The following is a 15,973-nucleotide window of genomic DNA, read 5'->3' as shown; positions in this document are numbered from 1 at the left end:
TTCTGCAAGGGGCGTGCCATGCGGCACGGCCTCAGCCGAGCCACTCCTCCAGCGCGCCCGTCAGCACGGCGAGGCCGGCGCCGAAATCGGCCATGTCCATCGCCTCGCGCGGGTTGTGGCTGCCATGGTCGTTGCGCAGGAACAGCATGGCCGAGGGGATGCCGAGCCCGGCGAAGGTGGCGCAGTCATGCCCGGCGCCGGAGGCCATGCGGCCGAGCGGAATGCCGGCGCGCTCGCCCGCGAGGCGCAGCGCGGCCTGGAGGCCCGCATCCATCCGCGCGGGCGCGGCATGGGTGCCGGCGCCGAAGTCGAACCGCACGCCGCGCTCCGCCTCCAGCGCCGCCGCCTCGCTCCGCAGCCAGGCGTCCACGGCGCCGAGCAGCGCGGCATCCTCGCTGCGGATGTCGAGGCTGAAGCGGAAATGGCCGGGGATCTTGGTGGTGGCGTGCACCGAAGGGTCGGTGGAGAGAACGCCGGCGGTGCAGACCAGGTCGGCGCCCGAGGCCTCCAGCTCCGCCCAGCGGCGGTCGAGCGCCGCGATCAGTGCCACGCCCGCCAGCGCCGCGTCGCGACGCTGGGCGCGCGGCACGGCGCCGGCATGGGCGTGCTCGCCCGTCACCGTCACCGCCGGGTAGCGCCGGCTGCCGCGGATGCCGGTGACGATGGCGGCCGGCAGCCCCTGCGCCACCAGCGCCGGCCCCTGCTCGATATGCGGCTCGATGAAGCAGGCAACGCGCCGTGGATCGAGCAGGGCGCGTCCGGCGCGGATCGGGGCGGGGTCGAAGCCCTCGGCGGCCATGTGCTCGGCCAGGGTGCTGCCGGTATCGCCGCGGCGGAGCGTGTCCGGCGCTTCGGGCGGCAGCAGGCCGAACAGGGCGCGGCTGCCGAGGTAGTGCGCCGGGAACCAGCACATTTCCTCGGCACGGATGCCAAGGATGAGCAGATCACGGGCAGATTTCAGCCCTCTGCGCGCCCGGTGGGCAGCGGCCGCCAGCCCCATCACCACGCCCGCGGCGCCATCGAAATTGCCGCCATGCGGCACGCTGTCGAGATGCGAACCGATCACCACGGCGGGCAGGGCGGGGTCCCGCCCCGGCAGGGTCATGCGCAGCGTGCCGATGGCGTCCACCGCCACGCGCAGCCCGGCGGCGCGGGCGGCATCGGCCAGCAGGGCATGCGCCGCGCGCTCGCCGGCGCCGTAGGAGGCGCGGGTGACGCCCGGCTCGTCGCGCGAGGCGGCGCGTAGCCGGTCGAACAGGGAGGCGGCCAGGTCCAGCGCCGGCCGCAGCTCCGGCGCCAGGGCAGGGAGGGAGGAGGCGGTCATGCCCGGCCTCCCAGCAGGCGGCATGCCAAGGGGCTGGCCCCGCGCTTGCCAGGGGCGCGGCAGACTCTCGGAGGGAAGGAATCCGGCATGACGCGCGACCTCATCGGCTATGGCGGCGAATGGCCCGATCTGCGCTGGCCCAATGGCGCGCGGCTGGCGGTCTCGGTGGTGGTGAACCTGGAGGAGGGGGCCGAGCAGCAGGTGGGCGACGGCGACCCGCAATCGGAGCGGATGGGCGAGGTGATGAGCGTCGTGCCCCCCGGGGTGCGGGACATGGGGCAGGAGCAGATCTTCGCCTACGGCACCCGCGCGGGTCTGTGGCGGATGCTGGAGGCGCTGGACCGCCATGCCATCCCCGCCACCTTCCTGATGTGCGGCCGCGCCGTGCAGCGCGCCCCCGCTTTGGCCGGCGCCGTGGCGGCGGCGGGGCACGAGGCCGCCGTGCATGGCTGGCTGTGGCGCCCGCATGCCGACTACACCAGCCGCGAGGCCGAGGCCGCCGACCTCGCCCGCTGCGCCGAGACCATCGGCGCCGCCACGGGGCAGCGGCCGGAGGGCTTCTTCTGCCGGGGCGCGGAGAGCCGCTGGACGCGCGGCCTGCTGGAGGAGCAGGGCTTCACCTACACCTCCAACGCCTTCGACGACGACCTGCCCTACCGCGACCCGGCGCATCCCGGCCTGGTGGTGGTGCCCTACGCGCTGGATACCAACGACATGAAGTTCTTCCACCCCAACGGCTTCGTCCGCGCCGGCGAGATGGTGGAGTATGTGTCGGACGCGCTGGACGTGCTGCTGGCCGAGGCGGAACGTGGCCGGCCGCGCCTGCTGAACATCGGCTACCACCTGCGCATCGCCGGCCGCCCCGGCCGCTTCCGCGCCTTCGAGGGCGTGCTGGAACAACTGGCCGCGCTGCGGGACCGCCTCTGGCTCGCCCGGCGCGCCGAGATTGCCCGCGCCTTCGCCGTGGCCGTGCTGCCCGGAGGCTGAGCGGCAGGCCGATCAAGAAAAGGATGGCGGCCCGGCGGAATGCCGCCCGGCGGATTTCGTTCCGGCTGAAGCCGCGTTAGCCTGCCCCCGGCCCCGTCAGGAGGCCCAAGATGCCAAGGGCAGGAAACGCATGAACCAGTTCACCACTTCGCGCCGCGCGGCCTTCGCCGTGGGCATGACGGGCCTTGCCGCCGGGCTGGCAGGCCCGGCCCTGGCGCAACCGTCCACGCAGCCATCCGGCACCCCGCCGCACCCGCATCGCGGCCCGATGCGCCCCCGCCCGCCCGGCGGGCCGGACCTGATCCGCGGCTTCTCGCGGGAGCGGCTGGCGCGCATGGAGCGGGCCTTCGCCGACGAGGCGGAGCGCGGCTCCTTCGCCGGCTGCGTGGCGCTGGTGGCGCGCGAGGGCGAGATCATCCACCACGAGGCCTATGGCCACCAGGATGCGGCGCGGACGAAGCCGATGCCGCGCGACGCCATCTTCCTCCAGGCATCGATGACCAAGCCGATGACCTCGGCGGCGGCGATGATGCTGGTGGAAGAGGGGAGGATGAAGCTCGGCGACCCCATCACTCGCTGGATGCCGGAACTGGCCAACCTGAAGGTGGAGCGCAGCCGCGACGGCCAGCCGCCCGAGGAGGTGGCGCTGGAGCGGCCGGTCACGGTGCAGGACCTGCTGCGCCACACCTCCGGCTTCGCCTATTCCAACGCCGTGCCCTCGGAGCGCATCCGCGACGCCTACCGGGAGCAGAACATCGAGGCCGGGCGCGAGGCCATCACCGGCGACGAGATGCTGCGCCGGCTGGGCGGCATCCCGCTCGCCTTCCAGCCGGGCACGATGTTCTTCTACTCCATCTCCACCGACGTGCTGGGGCTGCTGATCGAGCGCGTGGCCGGGCAGCGGCTGGACCGGCTGCTGCAGGAGCGGCTCATCGGCCCCCTCGGCATGCGCGACACGGCCTGGTTCGTCGAGCCCGGCAAGCGGGCGCGGCTGGCGGAATCCCCCACTACCGACCCGCAGACCGAGCCGATGTGGCGCGCCTACCGCATCCTGGAGGACGATGCGGGGCGTTCCTACCTGAAGGGCGGCGCCGGGCTGGTCTCCACCGCGGCGGACTACTTCCGCTTCGCGCAGATGATCGCCAATGGCGGGCATTTCGAGGGGAGGCGCTACCTGGCGGCGCCGGTGGTGAACTATATGCTCTCCAACCACATCCAGGGCATGGGCGGATCGCCCACCGCCTCCACCGGGCCGGGCTACGGCTTCGGGCTGGGCTTTGCGGTGCGGTTGCAGGACGGGCTCGGCGTGGCGCCCGGCAGCAGGGGCGACGCGATGTGGGCCGGTGCCTGGGGCACCTCCTTCACCATCGACCGGGCGGAGGGGCTGGTCGGCATCCTGATGGCGCAAGGCCCGAGCGCGCGCGGGCAGACCCGCATGCTGTTCAAGAACCTCGTCTATGGCGCCATGGTGGAGAGCCGCCGCGCCTGAGCAGGCGCGGCATCCCGCCCCGGCAGCGATGCCGGGCGGGGGCCCGGCTCAGCGGCGGGCCTTGCTCTTCTGCAGCTCGCGCTCGATCGAGGATTTCTCGCTGGAGCCCGAGCGGCGGATGATCTCGCGGATGATGGCGGGCGAGACCCGGTGCCGCTTCGCCAGGGAGGCAATCTCCTGCTCCAGCCTGGCTTCGGCCTCGGGGTCCTGGACCGCCGCTTTCTGAGGATTTGGCGGCACGACACGTCTTTCCTGGTTCTGGGCCGCGGGCGGCGCGGGCTTCAGCCCGGCATCGCGGCGCTGCCGCGGATCTGGCTTTCGCGCACCACGCGCTCATGGCCGTCGCGGAGGTTGCGGACGCGGTATTCGCGGTCTGTGGCATCGTTGGGCAGTTGCCGCAGCACCGTGTAGGTGCCGCGCGGCGCCGAGCCGTCGAAGCGGCCGGGCACGAATTCGACGCTCTGGCCGATGGTGAAGCCGTGAGGGGGCATGCGGAACTCCTGGGCGGGCCGGCGAAGGGTCACGCGAGCCAGATGGGAGCGGCAGGCCGGCGGCCCGCGCGCGGCATGGCCCTCAGCGGCTCCCACAATGCTTCCGGAGGCCGGAACAGGCCCGGCCTCCGCTGCCATTGCGCGGGCATGCGCCCGCGCCTCTTCCAGGCCGGCGCCGCCCCGAAAGGCGGCCCCGGCGGGGAGGATCAGGCCATCTTGAGGTTGGTGGCCGAGGTCTTGCCCTGCTGGCCGCGCTGCAGGTCGTACTCGATCTTGTCGCCCTCGCGCGGCTCGCGCAGGCCGGAGCGCTGCACGTCGGAGATGTGCAGGAAGACATCCTTGCTGCCGTCATCCGGCTGGATGAAGCCAAAGCCCTTGGTCGCGTTGAACCACTTGACGGTGCCGGTGGACATGATGGTGTTCCGTTCATGAATGAGAACCGCTCCGCAAAACCGCAGAACGGATCAAGCTGCGAGGGGAAACGGACACCAGGCTCGGCGCTCAAGCATGAGCAAGGAGAACAGGCCGAACCAAACGAGTTTGACGGTTAACATATGGACGCTTGCACCGCTTTCCGCAAGCATCGATGGCGGAATTGTCGAAGCGCAGGCGCCCTCTGCGGCGCGCGGCCCGGCCCGCGCCGCATCGCGCCGGAACGGGCCTTTCATTGCCGGACGGCTAGAACGCCAGCGTCATCTGCTCCGCCGCGCCGTCCCGCTCGCCACCCAGCGCGGAGAGGGTGACACCCAGCAGACGGATGCCACGCGGCGGCGGCAGCACCCCGCCCAGCAGCTGCGTGGCGATGCCCTCCAGCTCCGCCAGGCTGCCGACCGGCAGGGCGGAGGACTGGCTGCGGGTGATCTGGCGGAAGTCGCTGAACTTCACCTTCAGCGTCACGGTGCGGCCCTGCAGGCCGTGGCGCGCCACATGCTCCCACACCTTGGCGGCGAGCGGGCGCAGCGCCTCGCGCAGGGCGGCGAACTCGGCGAGATCCTGGCTGAAGGTGGTCTCGGCGCCGACCGACTTGCGCAGCCGGTGCGCCTGCACCGGGCGGTGGTCCTCGCCACGCGCGATGGCGTGGTAGAAGGCGCCGGCCTTGCCGAACTCGGCCTGCAGCGCCGCCAGGCTCTGCTGCCGCAGGTCGAGCCCCGTCTGGATGCCGAGGCGGTTCATCCGCGCCGCCGTCTTCGGCCCGATGCCGTGGAAGCGGCCCACGGGCAGGTCCTCCACGAAGCCCGGCCCCATGCGCGGGGTGATGACGAACAGCCCGTCCGGCTTGCGGTGGTCGGAGGCGAGCTTGGCCAGGAACTTGTTGTAGGAGACGCCGGCCGAGGCGGTGAGGCCCGTGCGCTCGCGGATGGCGGCGCGGATGCGCTGCGCGATTTCGGTGGCCGAGGCGATGCCCTGCAGGTTCTCCGTCACGTCGAGATAGGCCTCGTCGAGCGAGAGCGGCTCGATCTGCGGCGTGTGCTCGGCGAAGACGGCGCGGATCTGCTCGGAGACGGCGCGGTAGACCTCGAAGCGCGGGCGGACAAAGACGAGGTCGGGGCAGAGCCGCCGCGCGGTGAGGGAGGGCATGGCCGAGCGCACGCCGAAGCGCCGCGCCTCGTAGCTGGCCGCCGCCACCACGCCACGCGCGCTGGAGCCGCCCACCGCCACGGGCAGGCCGCGCAGAGCCGGGTCGTCGCGCTGCTCGACCGAGGCGTAGAAGGCATCCATGTCCACATGGATGATCTTGCGCACGGGCACGGGCACCGGCGCGGGCGGGGCCGCTTCCCGCGTCACGGCGCGCGGCGCGTGGCGGTGGGCGGCAGAAAGGGCGGCGGCGCCGCCGCGATGGCCGCCAGCATGCCGTCCTCCACCGGGCCGGAGAGCAAGGTGGCGGCGGGGAAAGCCGGGAACAGGGCGTCGGTGACGTCACGCATGAGGGCAGGAAGGTAGGAGATTTCATGGTCATGGTCACGCGCGGCCGCCCGCCGCGCCCGGCTCGCACGCGTGGCGGGGCGCGCCATGGCCGGGCTGTTCGGCGGCCCCCTCGGCGCCGCGGCCTCGGCGGCCAGCGCCATGAGCGGCGGCTTCCTGCCCTGCGGGCGGCCGAGGGCCGGCAGAGAGGAGGGGAATTGCCAGCACGCGCATTCTCCGGTCTCCTGGCCGGCGCCTGAGGCTGAGGAGGACCGAGTGACCGTGAGCAAGCGCATCCTGCTGGGCATGCTGACCCCTTCCTCCAACACCGTGCTGGAGCCGGTGACGCAGGCGATGGTGGCGGCGCTGCCGGAGGTCTCGGCGCATTTCGGCCGCTTCCGGGTGACCGAGATCGCCCTCTCCGACCAGGCGCTGGGCCAGTTCGACGACGGCGAGATCCTGCGCGCCGCCGAATTGCTGGCGGATGCGAAGGTGGATGTGATCGCCTGGAACGGCACCTCCTCCGGCTGGCTCGGGTTCGAGGCGGATGAGCGGCTCTGCCGCCGCATCACCGAGGCCACCGGCATCCCCGCCACCACCTCGATGCTGGCGCTGAACGAGATCCTCGCCCGCACCGGCGTGCGGCAACTCGGGCTGGTGACGCCCTATCTGGATGATGTCCAGGCGCGCATCGTCGGGAACTACGCGGCGCTCGGCTTTCCCTGCGCGGCCGAGCGGCATCTCGGCCTGCGCGACAATTTCTCCTTCTCCGAGGTCTCCGCCGCCACGCTGCACGGCATGGTGCGGGAGGTGGCGGCGGCGGGGCCGGACGCCATCGCCGTGGTCTGCACCAACCTGCGCGCCGCACCCCTGGTGGCGGCGCTCGAGGCGGAGACCGGCCTGCCGGTCTACGACACCATCGCGACCGTGGTGTGGAAGAGCCTCGTCATGGCCGGCGCCGACCCCGGCCGGGTGCAGGGCTGGGGCGGGCTGTTCCAGGCGCTGCGGGGCTGAGCCGGGCTCAGAGCCGCCGCGCCAGCGCCATGCCCGCCAGCATGGCCGGCAGGAAGGCCAGCGTGCCCGGCGCGCCGAGGCCGAGCGAGGCCAGCGCCGGGCCGGGGCAGAAGCCGCCCAGCCCCCAGCCGATGCCGAAAAGCGCCGCGCCGAGCAAAAGGCGCCCATCCACCGCGCGGCGGGTGGGAAGCTGGAAGGCTTCGGCCAGCAGCGGCCGGGGGCGGCGCAGCACCAGCCGGTAGCCCAGCGCCGTGGTCAGCACCGCGCCCGCCATGACGAAGGCCAGCGAAGGGTCCCAGGCGCCGCCGAGGTCGAGGAAGTTCAGCACCTTCGCCGGGTCGGCCATGCCGGAGACCAGCAGGCCCAGGCCGAACAGCAGCCCGAGGCCGAGATTGACCAGGAAGGGCATGGGCTCAGCTCCCGAGGCCGTGCCGCATCAGCGCGACGGTGAGGAATCCGGTGATCATGAAGGTCAGCACCGCCGCAAGGGAGCGTGGCGAGAACCGGGCCAGCCCGCACACCCCGTGGCCCGAAGTGCACCCATGGCCGAGCACCGCGCCGAACCCCACCAGCAGCCCGGCGAGCGCCATCAGCGGCAGGTTGCCCGGCACGCTCTGGGCGGGGGCGTCGCCGGTGGCCAGCCAGGCCGCCAGCGGTGCCGCCACCAGCCCGAGCACGAAGCCGAGCCGGCCCTTCCAGGCGGCGTCCGGCCAGGGCGGCAACAGCCGGCTGGCGATGCCGCTGATGCCGGCGATGCGGCCTTCCAGCGCCATCATGCCCACGGCGGCGAGGCCGATCAGCACGCCGCCCAGCAGGGCGGACCAGGGGGTGAATTCGGTCATGGGGCAGGCGCCTCCGGGACGCAGAACAGCTGGTGCAGGGTGGCGATGAAGGTCTCGGTCCGCGCATCGGCCAGGCGATAGAACACCGCCTTGCCCTCGCGGCGGGTGGCGACCAGCCCGGCCTCGCGCAGCGCGGCGAGCTGCTGCGACAGGCCGGGCTGGCGGATGCCGAGCAGCGCCTCCAGCCCGCTGACGGGCTGCTCCCCTTCCACCAGGGCGCAGGCGATCATCAGCCGGTCCGGATGCGCGAAGAGCTTCAGGAAGGCGGCGGCCTCGGCCGAGCGGGCCTGCATCTCGGTGGTGGTGAGGGAAAGGCCGCCCGCCATCTCAGCGCCGCGTCCCGGCCGGCGGGGCGGTGGACAGGCCCAGCAGGGGATAGGCCGGGCAGTGGCGGAGCAGCCCTGTGGCCAGCGGCACCAGGCCGATCAGCCCGAGCCAGCGGGCATTCCCCTCCATCCAGAAGGGCAGGGAGAGCAGGGCGAGGCCAAGGACGATGCGCAACGCGCGGTCGAGGCCGCCGACATTGGGAGTCATGCGAGGAGTCCTTCTGGGTGCCAGGCGGGAATGCCGCATGGCGGCTGCATCTACGGGCGAAGTTAGCTTCAATTACGTAAAAACGAAATAGAAAAATTGCAATTGAAGTAAGGTCGCCCTGCCCCGCCGAGGGGCCGCATTGCCGTGGCGGGCTGGCCTGCCTATCAGGCGCGGCGGCGAAACCGGCTTCAGCACGGCGGCGTTGCTGGGCGCGGGCGGGCAGCAGGGGAGAGACGCAATGATTCAGGCCCGGCCATGGCTGCGGCGCGTCCGGCTGGCCCTGGCGCTGCTGCTCGGCGCGGCGGCGCTGGCGGCCGCCGTGGCGGGGGTGCTCTGGGTGCAGGCGCGCGAGGGGCAGCTCAGCGAGGCACCGCCGCGCCGCTCCAGCACCCTCGCCCTGCCGGAGCGCGAGAGCCGCATGGTGCTGCGCCTGCGCGTGCCCTTCACCCTGCTTCGCCAGGCGGCGCAGGAGGCGGTGCCGGGCAGCTTCACCCTGCGCAGCGGGCCTGAGGCCTCCACCCGCCACGAGGTCACCATCCGCCGCGTCGGCGAGATCGCCCTCTCGGCCGCCGGGGAGCGGCTGCGGGTGACGGTGCCGCTGGCCGTGGAGGGCACCGTGGGGCTGGGCGGCGCGCTGGCCGAGCTGCTCTCCCTCGGCCGCAAGAACATCGACGCCGCGGCCGAGGTGCAGGCCGACCTCGGCCTGACGCTGGACGATGGCTGGTGCCCGGCCTGGAGCGTGGCGGTGCAGTACCGCTGGCTGCGCCTGCCGCGGCTGGAGGTGATCGGCGGCGTCTGGGTCGGCATCGAGCAGCAGGTGCGGGCGCAGGTGGAAGCCGCGCTACGTGACCTTCCGGCGCAGCTGGCCGCGCTGCTGCCCTGCCGGGCGGTGCGCGAGCAGGCGCTGGCGCTGTGGCAGCCGCGCAGCCTGACGGTGCAGCTCCCCGCCGCCCCGCCGCTGCACCTGACGGTGCGGCCGCAATCCATCGGCCTCTCGGAGATCGCCGTGGCGCCCGGCGATCTCAGCGTGATGCTCGGCCTGCGCGCCACCACCGCCATGGCCTCCCGCCGCCCGCCGGAGGCGCCGCCCAGCTTCCTGCCGCCGCTGCACGCCCTGCCCGAGCGCTGGCAGGAGCGGGACGGGCGGCTGCGCGTCGCCATCCCCGTCCGCGCCGGCTACGACATGATCCGCGACTGGCTGATGCGCGAGTTCGGCGGGCGGGACATCCACTTCGAGACGCCGCTCGGGCCGGTGCGGCTGCGGGTGCGGGAGATCTTCCTCTACCCCAGCGCCCCGGCGCTGGCGGCGGCCGTCACCTTCGACGCCAGCCTGCCCGGCCTGCTGCCCGACACCACGGGGCGGGTGGTGTTCTCCGCCCGGCCGGTGCTGAGCCAGGGCGGCACGCGCGTCGGGATCGAGGAGCTGCGCTTCGCGCGCGACCTGGACAGCCGGCTCTGGTCGCTGGCGACGCTGGTCTTCGAGCGGCAGATCCGGGCGTGGCTGGAGGGCATCGCCGTCTATGATTTGCGCGAAGTGATGGAGGGCGCGCTCCAGGCGATGCGCGACCTGGCCGCCGACCCGGCCAACACCGGCGGGCTGCGCCTGACGCTGACGCGCCCCAGCCTGAAGCTGGAGCGCCTGGTGCCGGAGCTGGATGCGCTCACCGTGCTGGGCAGCGCCGAGGCGGGGGTGGAGGCGGAGCTGACTGCCCTGCCGCTGCCCTAGCCGACATAGCCGAAAGCCACCGCCGGGCTGGCGGCGGTCTCCACCCAGACGCTCTTGGTCTGGGTGTAGGCCGCCAGCGCCTCCCGCCCCGAGGAGCGGCCAAAGCCGCTGCGGCCGAAGCCGCCGAAGGGCGAGGCGACGTTGATGGTCTTGTAGCTGTTGACCCAGAAGGTGCCGGCCCGCACCGCCGCCGCCACCCGGTGGGCGCGGCCCACATCCTGCGTCCACACCGCGCCAGCCAGGCCGTAGGGGGTGGCGTTGGCCAGGGCCACGGCCTCCTCCTCCGTGTCGAAGGGCAGCACCGCCAGCACGGGGCCGAACACCTCCTCCCGCGCGATCGGCGCCTCGGGTGCCACGCCGTCGAGGATGGTGGGGGCGTAGTAGAAGCCGCCCGTGCCGCGCAGCGCCTCCGGGCAGCCGCCGCCCGTGGCGAGGCGCGCCCCTGCATCCGCCGCCGCCCGCACCATGCCGGCGATGCGCTCCAGCTGCCGGCGGTTGTTGATCGGGCCGATCTGCGTCGCCGGGTCCGCGGGCACGCCGAAGGGGATGCGCGCGGCGGCATGGGCCAGCCGCTCCACCACCGTGCCGTGCACGGCGCGCTGCACCAGCAGGCGGGAGCCCGCCACGCAGCTCTGCCCCGCACCGCCGAACACCGCCGCCTGGGCGCCGAGGATGGCGCGGTCGAGATCCGCGTCGGCGAAGACGATGTTGGCCGACTTGCCGCCCAGCTCCAGCACGCTCGGCACGATGTTGCGCGCCGCCTCGGCGGCGATGCGCGCCCCCGCCTCGGCCGAGCCCACGAACACCACCAGCCGCGTCTCGGGATGCGCCACGGCGGCGGCGCCGGTGCCCGGGCCGGAGCCTGCCAGCACGCTGACGAGGCCGCGCGGGATGCCCTCCGCCCGGTGGCACAGCCCGGCGAGGGCGAGGGAGGTGAGCGGCGTCAGCTCCGAGGGCTTCAACACCACCGCGTTGCCGGCGCAGAGGGCGGGGGCGACCTGCCAGCCGGCGGTGAAGAGCGGCGCGTTCCAGGGCGTGATCTGCACCACCGTGCCGAGCGGCTCGTGCCGGGTGTAGTTCAGGTGGCTGCTGGGCACGGGGATGACGTCGCCATGCAGCTTGTCCGCCCAGCCGGCGTAGTACTCGAACATCTCGGCGACCTTGGCCACCTCGCCGCGCGTGTCGCGGATCGGCTTGCCGGCGGAGAGCGTCTCGATACGGGCCAGCGCCTCGGCCTCGGCGCGCACCAGCCGCGCCACTTCCCATAGGGCGCGGCCGCGCGCGGCCGCGCTCATGCCCCACCAAGCGCGCTGTGCCGGGCGGGCGGCGTCCATCGCCGCCTGCACCACCGTGGCGCAGGCATCGGCGTAATCCAGCAGCGGCAGGCCGTCGGCCGGGTTCACCAGGGTGAGCCGCTCGCCGCCGCCGGGCAGGATCTCGCCGGCCACGAAGCTGCCCACCGCGCCCCCGGGCAGGAAGCGTTGCAGCAGCGGCGCCAGGGCGGCGGCATCCAGGGAAAGGCGGGTCTCAGCCATGCGGGGCCTCCTCGGCGGCGCGGTAATCGGCCATGCGGGTGAAGTCGGCGGCGTCGGGCAGGGCGGAGGCTTCCTCGGCCCAGAGGCGCTGCACCAGGGCGGCCAGCGGCAGGTCGAGACCCACCGCCTCGGCCAGCTCGGCGGCGAGGCGCACATCCTTGCGCATCAGCCCGGCGGTGAAGCCGCTGTCGAAGCCGCCGGGCAGCACCCAGCGCGGCACCATCACCTCGGTGGCCGCGCTGCGGCCCGTGGCGGCGTTGATCACGGCCAGCGCCTCGGCGGCCGGCAGCCCGGCGGCCTCGGAGAGGCGCAGCGCCTCCCGCGCCGTCACCAGATGCGCCGCCACCAGCATGTTGTTCACCAGCTTGGCGATGTTGCCGGCGCCCGAGGCGCCGACATGCACGAGCTTCGCCGCCATCGCCTCCAGCACCGGGCGCACCGCGGCGAGGTCCCCGGCCGTGCCGCCCACCATCATCGTCAGGCTGCCGGCGGCCGCGCCGGCGGGGCCGCCGCTGACCGGCGCGTCCAGCAGCCCGTGCCCCGCCGCCTCCAGCCGCGCGGCGAGGCGGCGGGTGGTGACGGGGTCGGAGGTGGAGGTGTCGATCAGCACCACCCGCCGCCCCGGGCGCGCCAGCAGCCCGCCCGGCGCGGTGGCCACCGCCTCCACGTCGCGCGCATAGGGCAGGGAGAAGACCAGCGCGTCGGCCTGGGCCAGCACCTCCTGCTGCGCCGCCGCGACCGCGATGCCGGCCGCGCGGGCGGCCTCCTGCCGTGCCGGGCTGATGTCGTGGCCCAGCACGGTGAAGCCGGCGCGCAGCAGGCTCGATGCCATGCCCAGCCCCATCTGCCCCAGCCCGACCACGCCGATGGTGGAGAGTTCCATGCCTGCTTCCCCTGCGGTTGGGCGCAGGGTGGCGGCGGGCCGGCATCGCAACAAGACGCAGTTTCCGAACGAGGCGTTGCCGTTCCGGCAACGCTCCGCCGCCCCCGCCGGTTCAGCCGGTGGCCGCGCGGTGCGGTGCCTCCGGCGTCTCCAGCGTCTGCGCCGGCAGGCCGAAGCGCCCGAGGCCCGGCAGCTTGATGGCCGGCCGCCGCAGGTCGAGCCCCGCCACGGCGCCGAGCAGGTTCAGCTCGATCCCCTCCACCCAGCCCAGGGTCAGCCCCGCATAGCCGGCGAGCGAAAGGGTGAACCCGGTGCCCGAGCCGGTGCGCCGAAGCCAGCGCCCGTTCCAGGGGTAGTCCTTGCCGATGGCGGTGGGCGGCAGCACGATGCCGAGCCCCGGCACGGCGCCCATCACGGCGGCGACGAAGGTGTTGGAGTTGGGTCCCGGCCAGGCGCGGTAGTCGCCGCGCTCGCGCCAGGCGTAGCTGGCGATGGCATCGCGCAGCGCCGGGATCATCGCCGCCGCCTCCGCCCCGTCGAGGGCGAAGACCGTCTCCGGCGCGTGGCCGAACCAGCGGCCATCGGCCTCGAAGCCGTTCATGCGGATCGGCTCGCCCCAGGCGGTGTAGTCGTAGCGGGTGTAGGCGGCGGCGCCTTCCGGCTTGAAGACGATCCAGCAATGGGTGGCGAAGATGCCGCGCCAGCGCACCGTCTGCGCGGCGAAGACGCGGACCAGGGCAGGCCGGTGCGCCGCGGCGGGCGGCAGCAGCCCGGCGCTGGAACGGTCCGCGATGCGCCAGCCGGCGCCGCTGCCGCTGTTGAAGTAGAGCGCCGCCGAGATGGCCAGCGGCAGCAGGTAGGCGAGGGCGAAGAACCAGAGGAAGAGGCGGAGGAGGGTCATGCACGGTCCCTGGCGGGGGGCGGCGCCGGCGGCGCGGTCCAGGCCAAAGTTCCAGGGATGGGGCCGCCGGCCGCCCTCCGCAAGGCTTCAGCCGGCGCGGCTCTGCCGCACCACCGCGTCCTCCCGCCGCCGGATCTCGGGCCGCAGCGCGGTGCCGAGGCCCGGCGCGGTGGGCGCCTGCACCATGCCCTGCTGGATAAGCGGCAGATCGGTGACGAGGTCGCGGTACCAGGTGGCGAGCGTGGCGCGCACCACCTCCTGGAAGATGGCGGTGGGAGCGTGCAGGGCGAGGTGCAGCCCGGCCATCAGCGTCACCGGCCCGGTGCAGTCATGCGGGGCGACGGGCTTGGCATGGCTCTCGGCCAGGGCAGCGATCTTGCGCCCCTCCGTCAGCCCGCCGCACCAGGCGAGGTCGAGCATGACGATGTCGATGGCGTCCGCCGCCAGGAGCTGCCGGAAGGGCACGGTGCCGGCGAGCGTCTCGCTGCCGCAGAGGGGGGTGCGGGTCTGCCGGCGCAGGTCGGCCAGCCCGCCGATGTCGTCCATCTTGTTCAGCGGGTCCTCGGCCCAGAACACGCCGTAATCCTCCAGCGCGCGGCAGATGCGCGCGGCGGCATGGGCGCCCCACAGGCTGTGCAGCTCGCACATCACCTCGATCCGGTCGCCCACGGCGGCGCGGACCTTGCGGAAGGGCTCCAGCCCGGCCTTGAGGTCCTCCAGCGTGATCAGGTGGCCGCCGGAGGCGGGGGCGTAGATGTCGAAGGGCCAGATCTTCATGGCCGAGTAGCCCTCGGAGAGCAGGCTCTCGGCCAGCGCGCCCGCGTCGCGCATGAAGGCCACCTGATCGTCATAGGGGCCGGCCGGCCTGTCCCCGGCGCCGATGTCGCGCCGCGCCACGCCGCTGGTGTTGTAGGCGTAGCCGGCGCAGGTGTTGTAGGCGCGGATGGCGAGGCGGCTGGCGCCCCCCAGCGCCTCATGCACCGGAATGCCGTGGCGCTGGCCCATCAGGTCCCACAGGGCAAGGTCCACGGCGCTGGCCGCGCGCACCTCGGCGCCGGCGCTGTGGAAGCCGAGATAGGGCGTCATCAGGTGGCGCGAGACGGCCTCGATCTGCCGCGCGTCGCGCCCGAGCAGCCAGGGGGCCACCTGCTCGTGCAGGACGGCCTCCACCGCCTGGGCGCCGCGGAAGCTCTCGCCCAGGCCGGTCAGCCCCTCATCGGTCTCGATCTCCACCCAGATCAGGTTGGGCCGCTCGGCGATGCGGATGGTGCGCAGGCAGGTGATGCGGGACATGGGCCAGGCTCCTCGGGTTACTCGGCGCGGATGTCGTTGGCGCGGATGACGGCGCCCCAGCGGGCGGTCTCGGCGCGCACATGCTCGCCCATCCGCTCCGGCGGGCCGCCGAGCGGCACCACCGCCGCCTCCTGCAGCCGGCGGCGGATGGCGGGGTCGTCCAGCGCCTTGTTGAAGGCGGCGTTGAGCGCGGCGACGGCCTCGGGCGGCGTGCCGGCGGGCGCCAGGAAGCCGAACCAGCTGTCGATGACGATGCCGGGGATGCCGGCCTCGGCGAAGGTCGGCACCTCCGGCAGCTCGGGGATGCGCTCGGCCGAGACGGCGGCCACGGCGCGCACCGCGCCGGCGCGGATCTGCGGCAGGATGGAGGGCAGGTTGTCGAAGAACACGTCGATGCGGCCGGCGATCAGGTCGGTGATGGCGGGGCCGCTACCGCGATAGGGCACGTGCACCCATTTCAGCCCCAGCCGGCCGCGCAGCAGCTCCGGCGTCAGGTGGTTGGAGGCGCCGACGCCGGAGGAGCCGAAGCTCAGCCCGTCCGGCCGCTTCGCCAGTTCCAGCACGCCGGCGAGGTCTCGGGCCGGCAGGCCGGGCCGCACCGCCATGACGTTGCGCACCGCGCCGGTGAGGATGACGGGGGTGAAGCTGCGCGCGAGGTCGTAGCCTGGGTTCGCGTAGAGCGAGGGGTTCGCCCCGCAGGTGCCGATGGTGCACTGGATCAGGGTGGTGCCATCGGGCTGGGCGCGGGCCACCTCGGCGGTGCCGATGTTGCCGGCGGCGCCGGCCTTGTTCTCCACCACCGCGCCGGCGGGCAGGTGCGGCGCCGCGCCCTGGGCCAGCAGCCGGGCGACGATGTCGCTGGTGCCGCCGGGCGCGAAGGGCACGATGATGCGCACGGGCCGCTCCGGCAGCTGCGCCAGGGCCGGGCGCGGCAGCGCGGCGGGCAGGCTGGGAAGGCCGAGGGCGAACAGCAGCGCCAGGGCGCGGCGGGGCTTGGGCATGGCGTCCTCCTTCCCCTCTGGCGGGGGTCGGCGGCAGCTTCGCCGCGCGGC

At 73.9% G+C, this 15,973-nt stretch carries 19 protein-coding genes; 4 read left to right on the top strand and 15 right to left on the bottom strand.

Going from position 1 to position 15,973, the window contains the following annotated elements; genetic code table 11:
- Positions 1 to 31: 31 nt before the first annotated feature.
- Complete coding sequence (locus CR165_RS13790; protein ID WP_109517573.1) at positions 32 to 1,324, bottom strand: Zn-dependent hydrolase; 1,293 nt, start codon at positions 1,322 to 1,324, stop codon at positions 32 to 34.
- Between the two features lie 87 nt (positions 1,325 to 1,411).
- On the opposite strand from CR165_RS13790, the gene CR165_RS13785 reads away from it, so the two are divergent.
- Both CR165_RS13785 and CR165_RS13780 read left to right on the top strand, forming a co-directional pair.
- Positions 1,412 to 2,311, top strand: a complete 900-nt coding sequence (locus CR165_RS13785) for a polysaccharide deacetylase family protein (protein WP_109517572.1) — start codon at positions 1,412 to 1,414, stop codon at positions 2,309 to 2,311.
- Positions 2,312 to 2,441: 130 nt separating this feature from the next.
- Entirely contained in the window at positions 2,442 to 3,800 is a 1,359-nt protein-coding gene (locus CR165_RS13780; protein ID WP_109517571.1) for a serine hydrolase domain-containing protein, read from the top strand.
- A 48-nt stretch (positions 3,801 to 3,848) separates the two neighbouring features.
- On the opposite strand, the gene CR165_RS13775 is transcribed toward CR165_RS13780, so the two are convergent.
- The 5 genes from CR165_RS13775 to CR165_RS13755 form a co-directional block, all read right to left on the bottom strand.
- A complete protein-coding gene (locus CR165_RS13775; protein ID WP_109517570.1) occupies positions 3,849 to 4,040 on the bottom strand; it encodes a hypothetical protein in 192 nt (63 codons plus the stop codon).
- A 41-nt stretch (positions 4,041 to 4,081) separates the two neighbouring features.
- Positions 4,082 to 4,291 (bottom strand): hypothetical protein, encoded by a 210-nt coding sequence (locus tag CR165_RS13770; protein WP_109517569.1) that lies wholly within the window; start codon positions 4,289 to 4,291, stop codon positions 4,082 to 4,084.
- Positions 4,292 to 4,497: 206 nt separating this feature from the next.
- Positions 4,498 to 4,704, bottom strand: coding sequence for a cold-shock protein (locus tag CR165_RS13765; RefSeq protein ID WP_109517568.1), 207 nt, complete (start codon positions 4,702 to 4,704; stop codon positions 4,498 to 4,500).
- Between the two features lie 265 nt (positions 4,705 to 4,969).
- On the bottom strand, positions 4,970 to 6,010 hold the full coding sequence (dinB, locus tag CR165_RS13760; RefSeq protein WP_109517610.1) for a DNA polymerase IV: 1,041 nt from the start codon (positions 6,008 to 6,010) through the stop codon (positions 4,970 to 4,972).
- 62 nt (positions 6,011 to 6,072) lie between these two features.
- A complete protein-coding gene (locus CR165_RS13755) occupies positions 6,073 to 6,357 on the bottom strand; it encodes a hypothetical protein (RefSeq protein WP_109517567.1) in 285 nt (94 codons plus the stop codon).
- A 118-nt stretch (positions 6,358 to 6,475) separates the two neighbouring features.
- Here CR165_RS13755 and CR165_RS13750 point away from each other — a divergent pair, with 118 nt between their 5' ends.
- Positions 6,476 to 7,207, top strand: a complete 732-nt coding sequence (locus CR165_RS13750; RefSeq protein WP_109517609.1) for a maleate cis-trans isomerase family protein — start codon at positions 6,476 to 6,478, stop codon at positions 7,205 to 7,207.
- A gap of 7 nt (positions 7,208 to 7,214) precedes the next feature.
- Here the strand turns inward: CR165_RS13750 and CR165_RS13745 are convergent, their stop codons facing one another.
- Genes CR165_RS13745 through CR165_RS13730 form a run of 4 tightly spaced genes read right to left on the bottom strand, consistent with a single transcriptional unit; the run spans position 7,215 to position 8,583 of the window.
- Positions 7,215 to 7,616 carry a DUF6691 family protein gene (locus CR165_RS13745; RefSeq protein WP_109517566.1) on the bottom strand — a complete coding sequence of 134 codons (402 nt, stop codon included), beginning with the start codon at positions 7,614 to 7,616 and terminating at the stop codon, positions 7,215 to 7,217.
- Positions 7,617 to 7,620: 4 nt separating this feature from the next.
- Positions 7,621 to 8,049, bottom strand: a complete 429-nt coding sequence (locus tag CR165_RS13740) for a YeeE/YedE family protein (protein WP_109517565.1) — start codon at positions 8,047 to 8,049, stop codon at positions 7,621 to 7,623.
- Positions 8,046 to 8,375 (bottom strand): ArsR/SmtB family transcription factor, encoded by a 330-nt coding sequence (locus CR165_RS13735; protein WP_219929750.1) that lies wholly within the window; start codon positions 8,373 to 8,375, stop codon positions 8,046 to 8,048. Before CR165_RS13735 ends, CR165_RS13740 begins: the two co-directional genes overlap by 4 nt.
- Position 8,376: 1 nt before the next feature.
- On the bottom strand, positions 8,377 to 8,583 hold the full coding sequence (locus CR165_RS13730; protein ID WP_109517564.1) for a YgaP family membrane protein: 207 nt from the start codon (positions 8,581 to 8,583) through the stop codon (positions 8,377 to 8,379).
- Positions 8,584 to 8,821: 238 nt separating this feature from the next.
- On the opposite strand from CR165_RS13730, the gene CR165_RS13725 reads away from it, so the two are divergent.
- Positions 8,822 to 10,309: a DUF4403 family protein gene (locus CR165_RS13725; protein WP_245906407.1), complete on the top strand. Its 1,488-nt coding sequence runs from the start codon at positions 8,822 to 8,824 to the stop codon at positions 10,307 to 10,309.
- On the opposite strand, the gene CR165_RS13720 is transcribed toward CR165_RS13725, so the two are convergent.
- The 5 genes from CR165_RS13720 to CR165_RS13700 form a co-directional block, all read right to left on the bottom strand.
- Positions 10,306 to 11,844, bottom strand: coding sequence for an aldehyde dehydrogenase family protein (locus CR165_RS13720; RefSeq protein WP_109517563.1), 1,539 nt, complete (start codon positions 11,842 to 11,844; stop codon positions 10,306 to 10,308). The two genes, CR165_RS13725 and CR165_RS13720, sit on opposite strands and share 4 nt — an antisense overlap.
- The gene (locus tag CR165_RS13715) at positions 11,837 to 12,727 is read right to left on the bottom strand and encodes an NAD(P)-dependent oxidoreductase (RefSeq protein WP_109517562.1); all 891 of its coding nucleotides are present in this window, start codon (positions 12,725 to 12,727) and stop codon (positions 11,837 to 11,839) included. Before CR165_RS13715 ends, CR165_RS13720 begins: the two co-directional genes overlap by 8 nt.
- Before the next feature lie 112 nt (positions 12,728 to 12,839).
- A complete protein-coding gene (locus CR165_RS13710; RefSeq protein ID WP_109517561.1) occupies positions 12,840 to 13,628 on the bottom strand; it encodes a DUF3750 domain-containing protein in 789 nt (262 codons plus the stop codon).
- A gap of 87 nt (positions 13,629 to 13,715) precedes the next feature.
- Positions 13,716 to 14,921, bottom strand: coding sequence for a mandelate racemase/muconate lactonizing enzyme family protein (locus CR165_RS13705; protein ID WP_109517560.1), 1,206 nt, complete (start codon positions 14,919 to 14,921; stop codon positions 13,716 to 13,718).
- Positions 14,922 to 14,938: 17 nt separating this feature from the next.
- Entirely contained in the window at positions 14,939 to 15,922 is a 984-nt protein-coding gene (locus CR165_RS13700) for a Bug family tripartite tricarboxylate transporter substrate binding protein (protein ID WP_109517559.1), read from the bottom strand.
- Between the last annotated feature and the right edge of the window lie 51 nt (positions 15,923 to 15,973).

Origin of the sequence: Teichococcus aestuarii, from assembly GCF_003116135.1 — a bacterium.
In the GTDB taxonomy this organism is placed as follows: Bacteria; Pseudomonadota; Alphaproteobacteria; order Acetobacterales; family Acetobacteraceae; genus Pseudoroseomonas; species Pseudoroseomonas aestuarii.
This window is presented reverse-complemented; position numbering and strand designations above follow the sequence as displayed.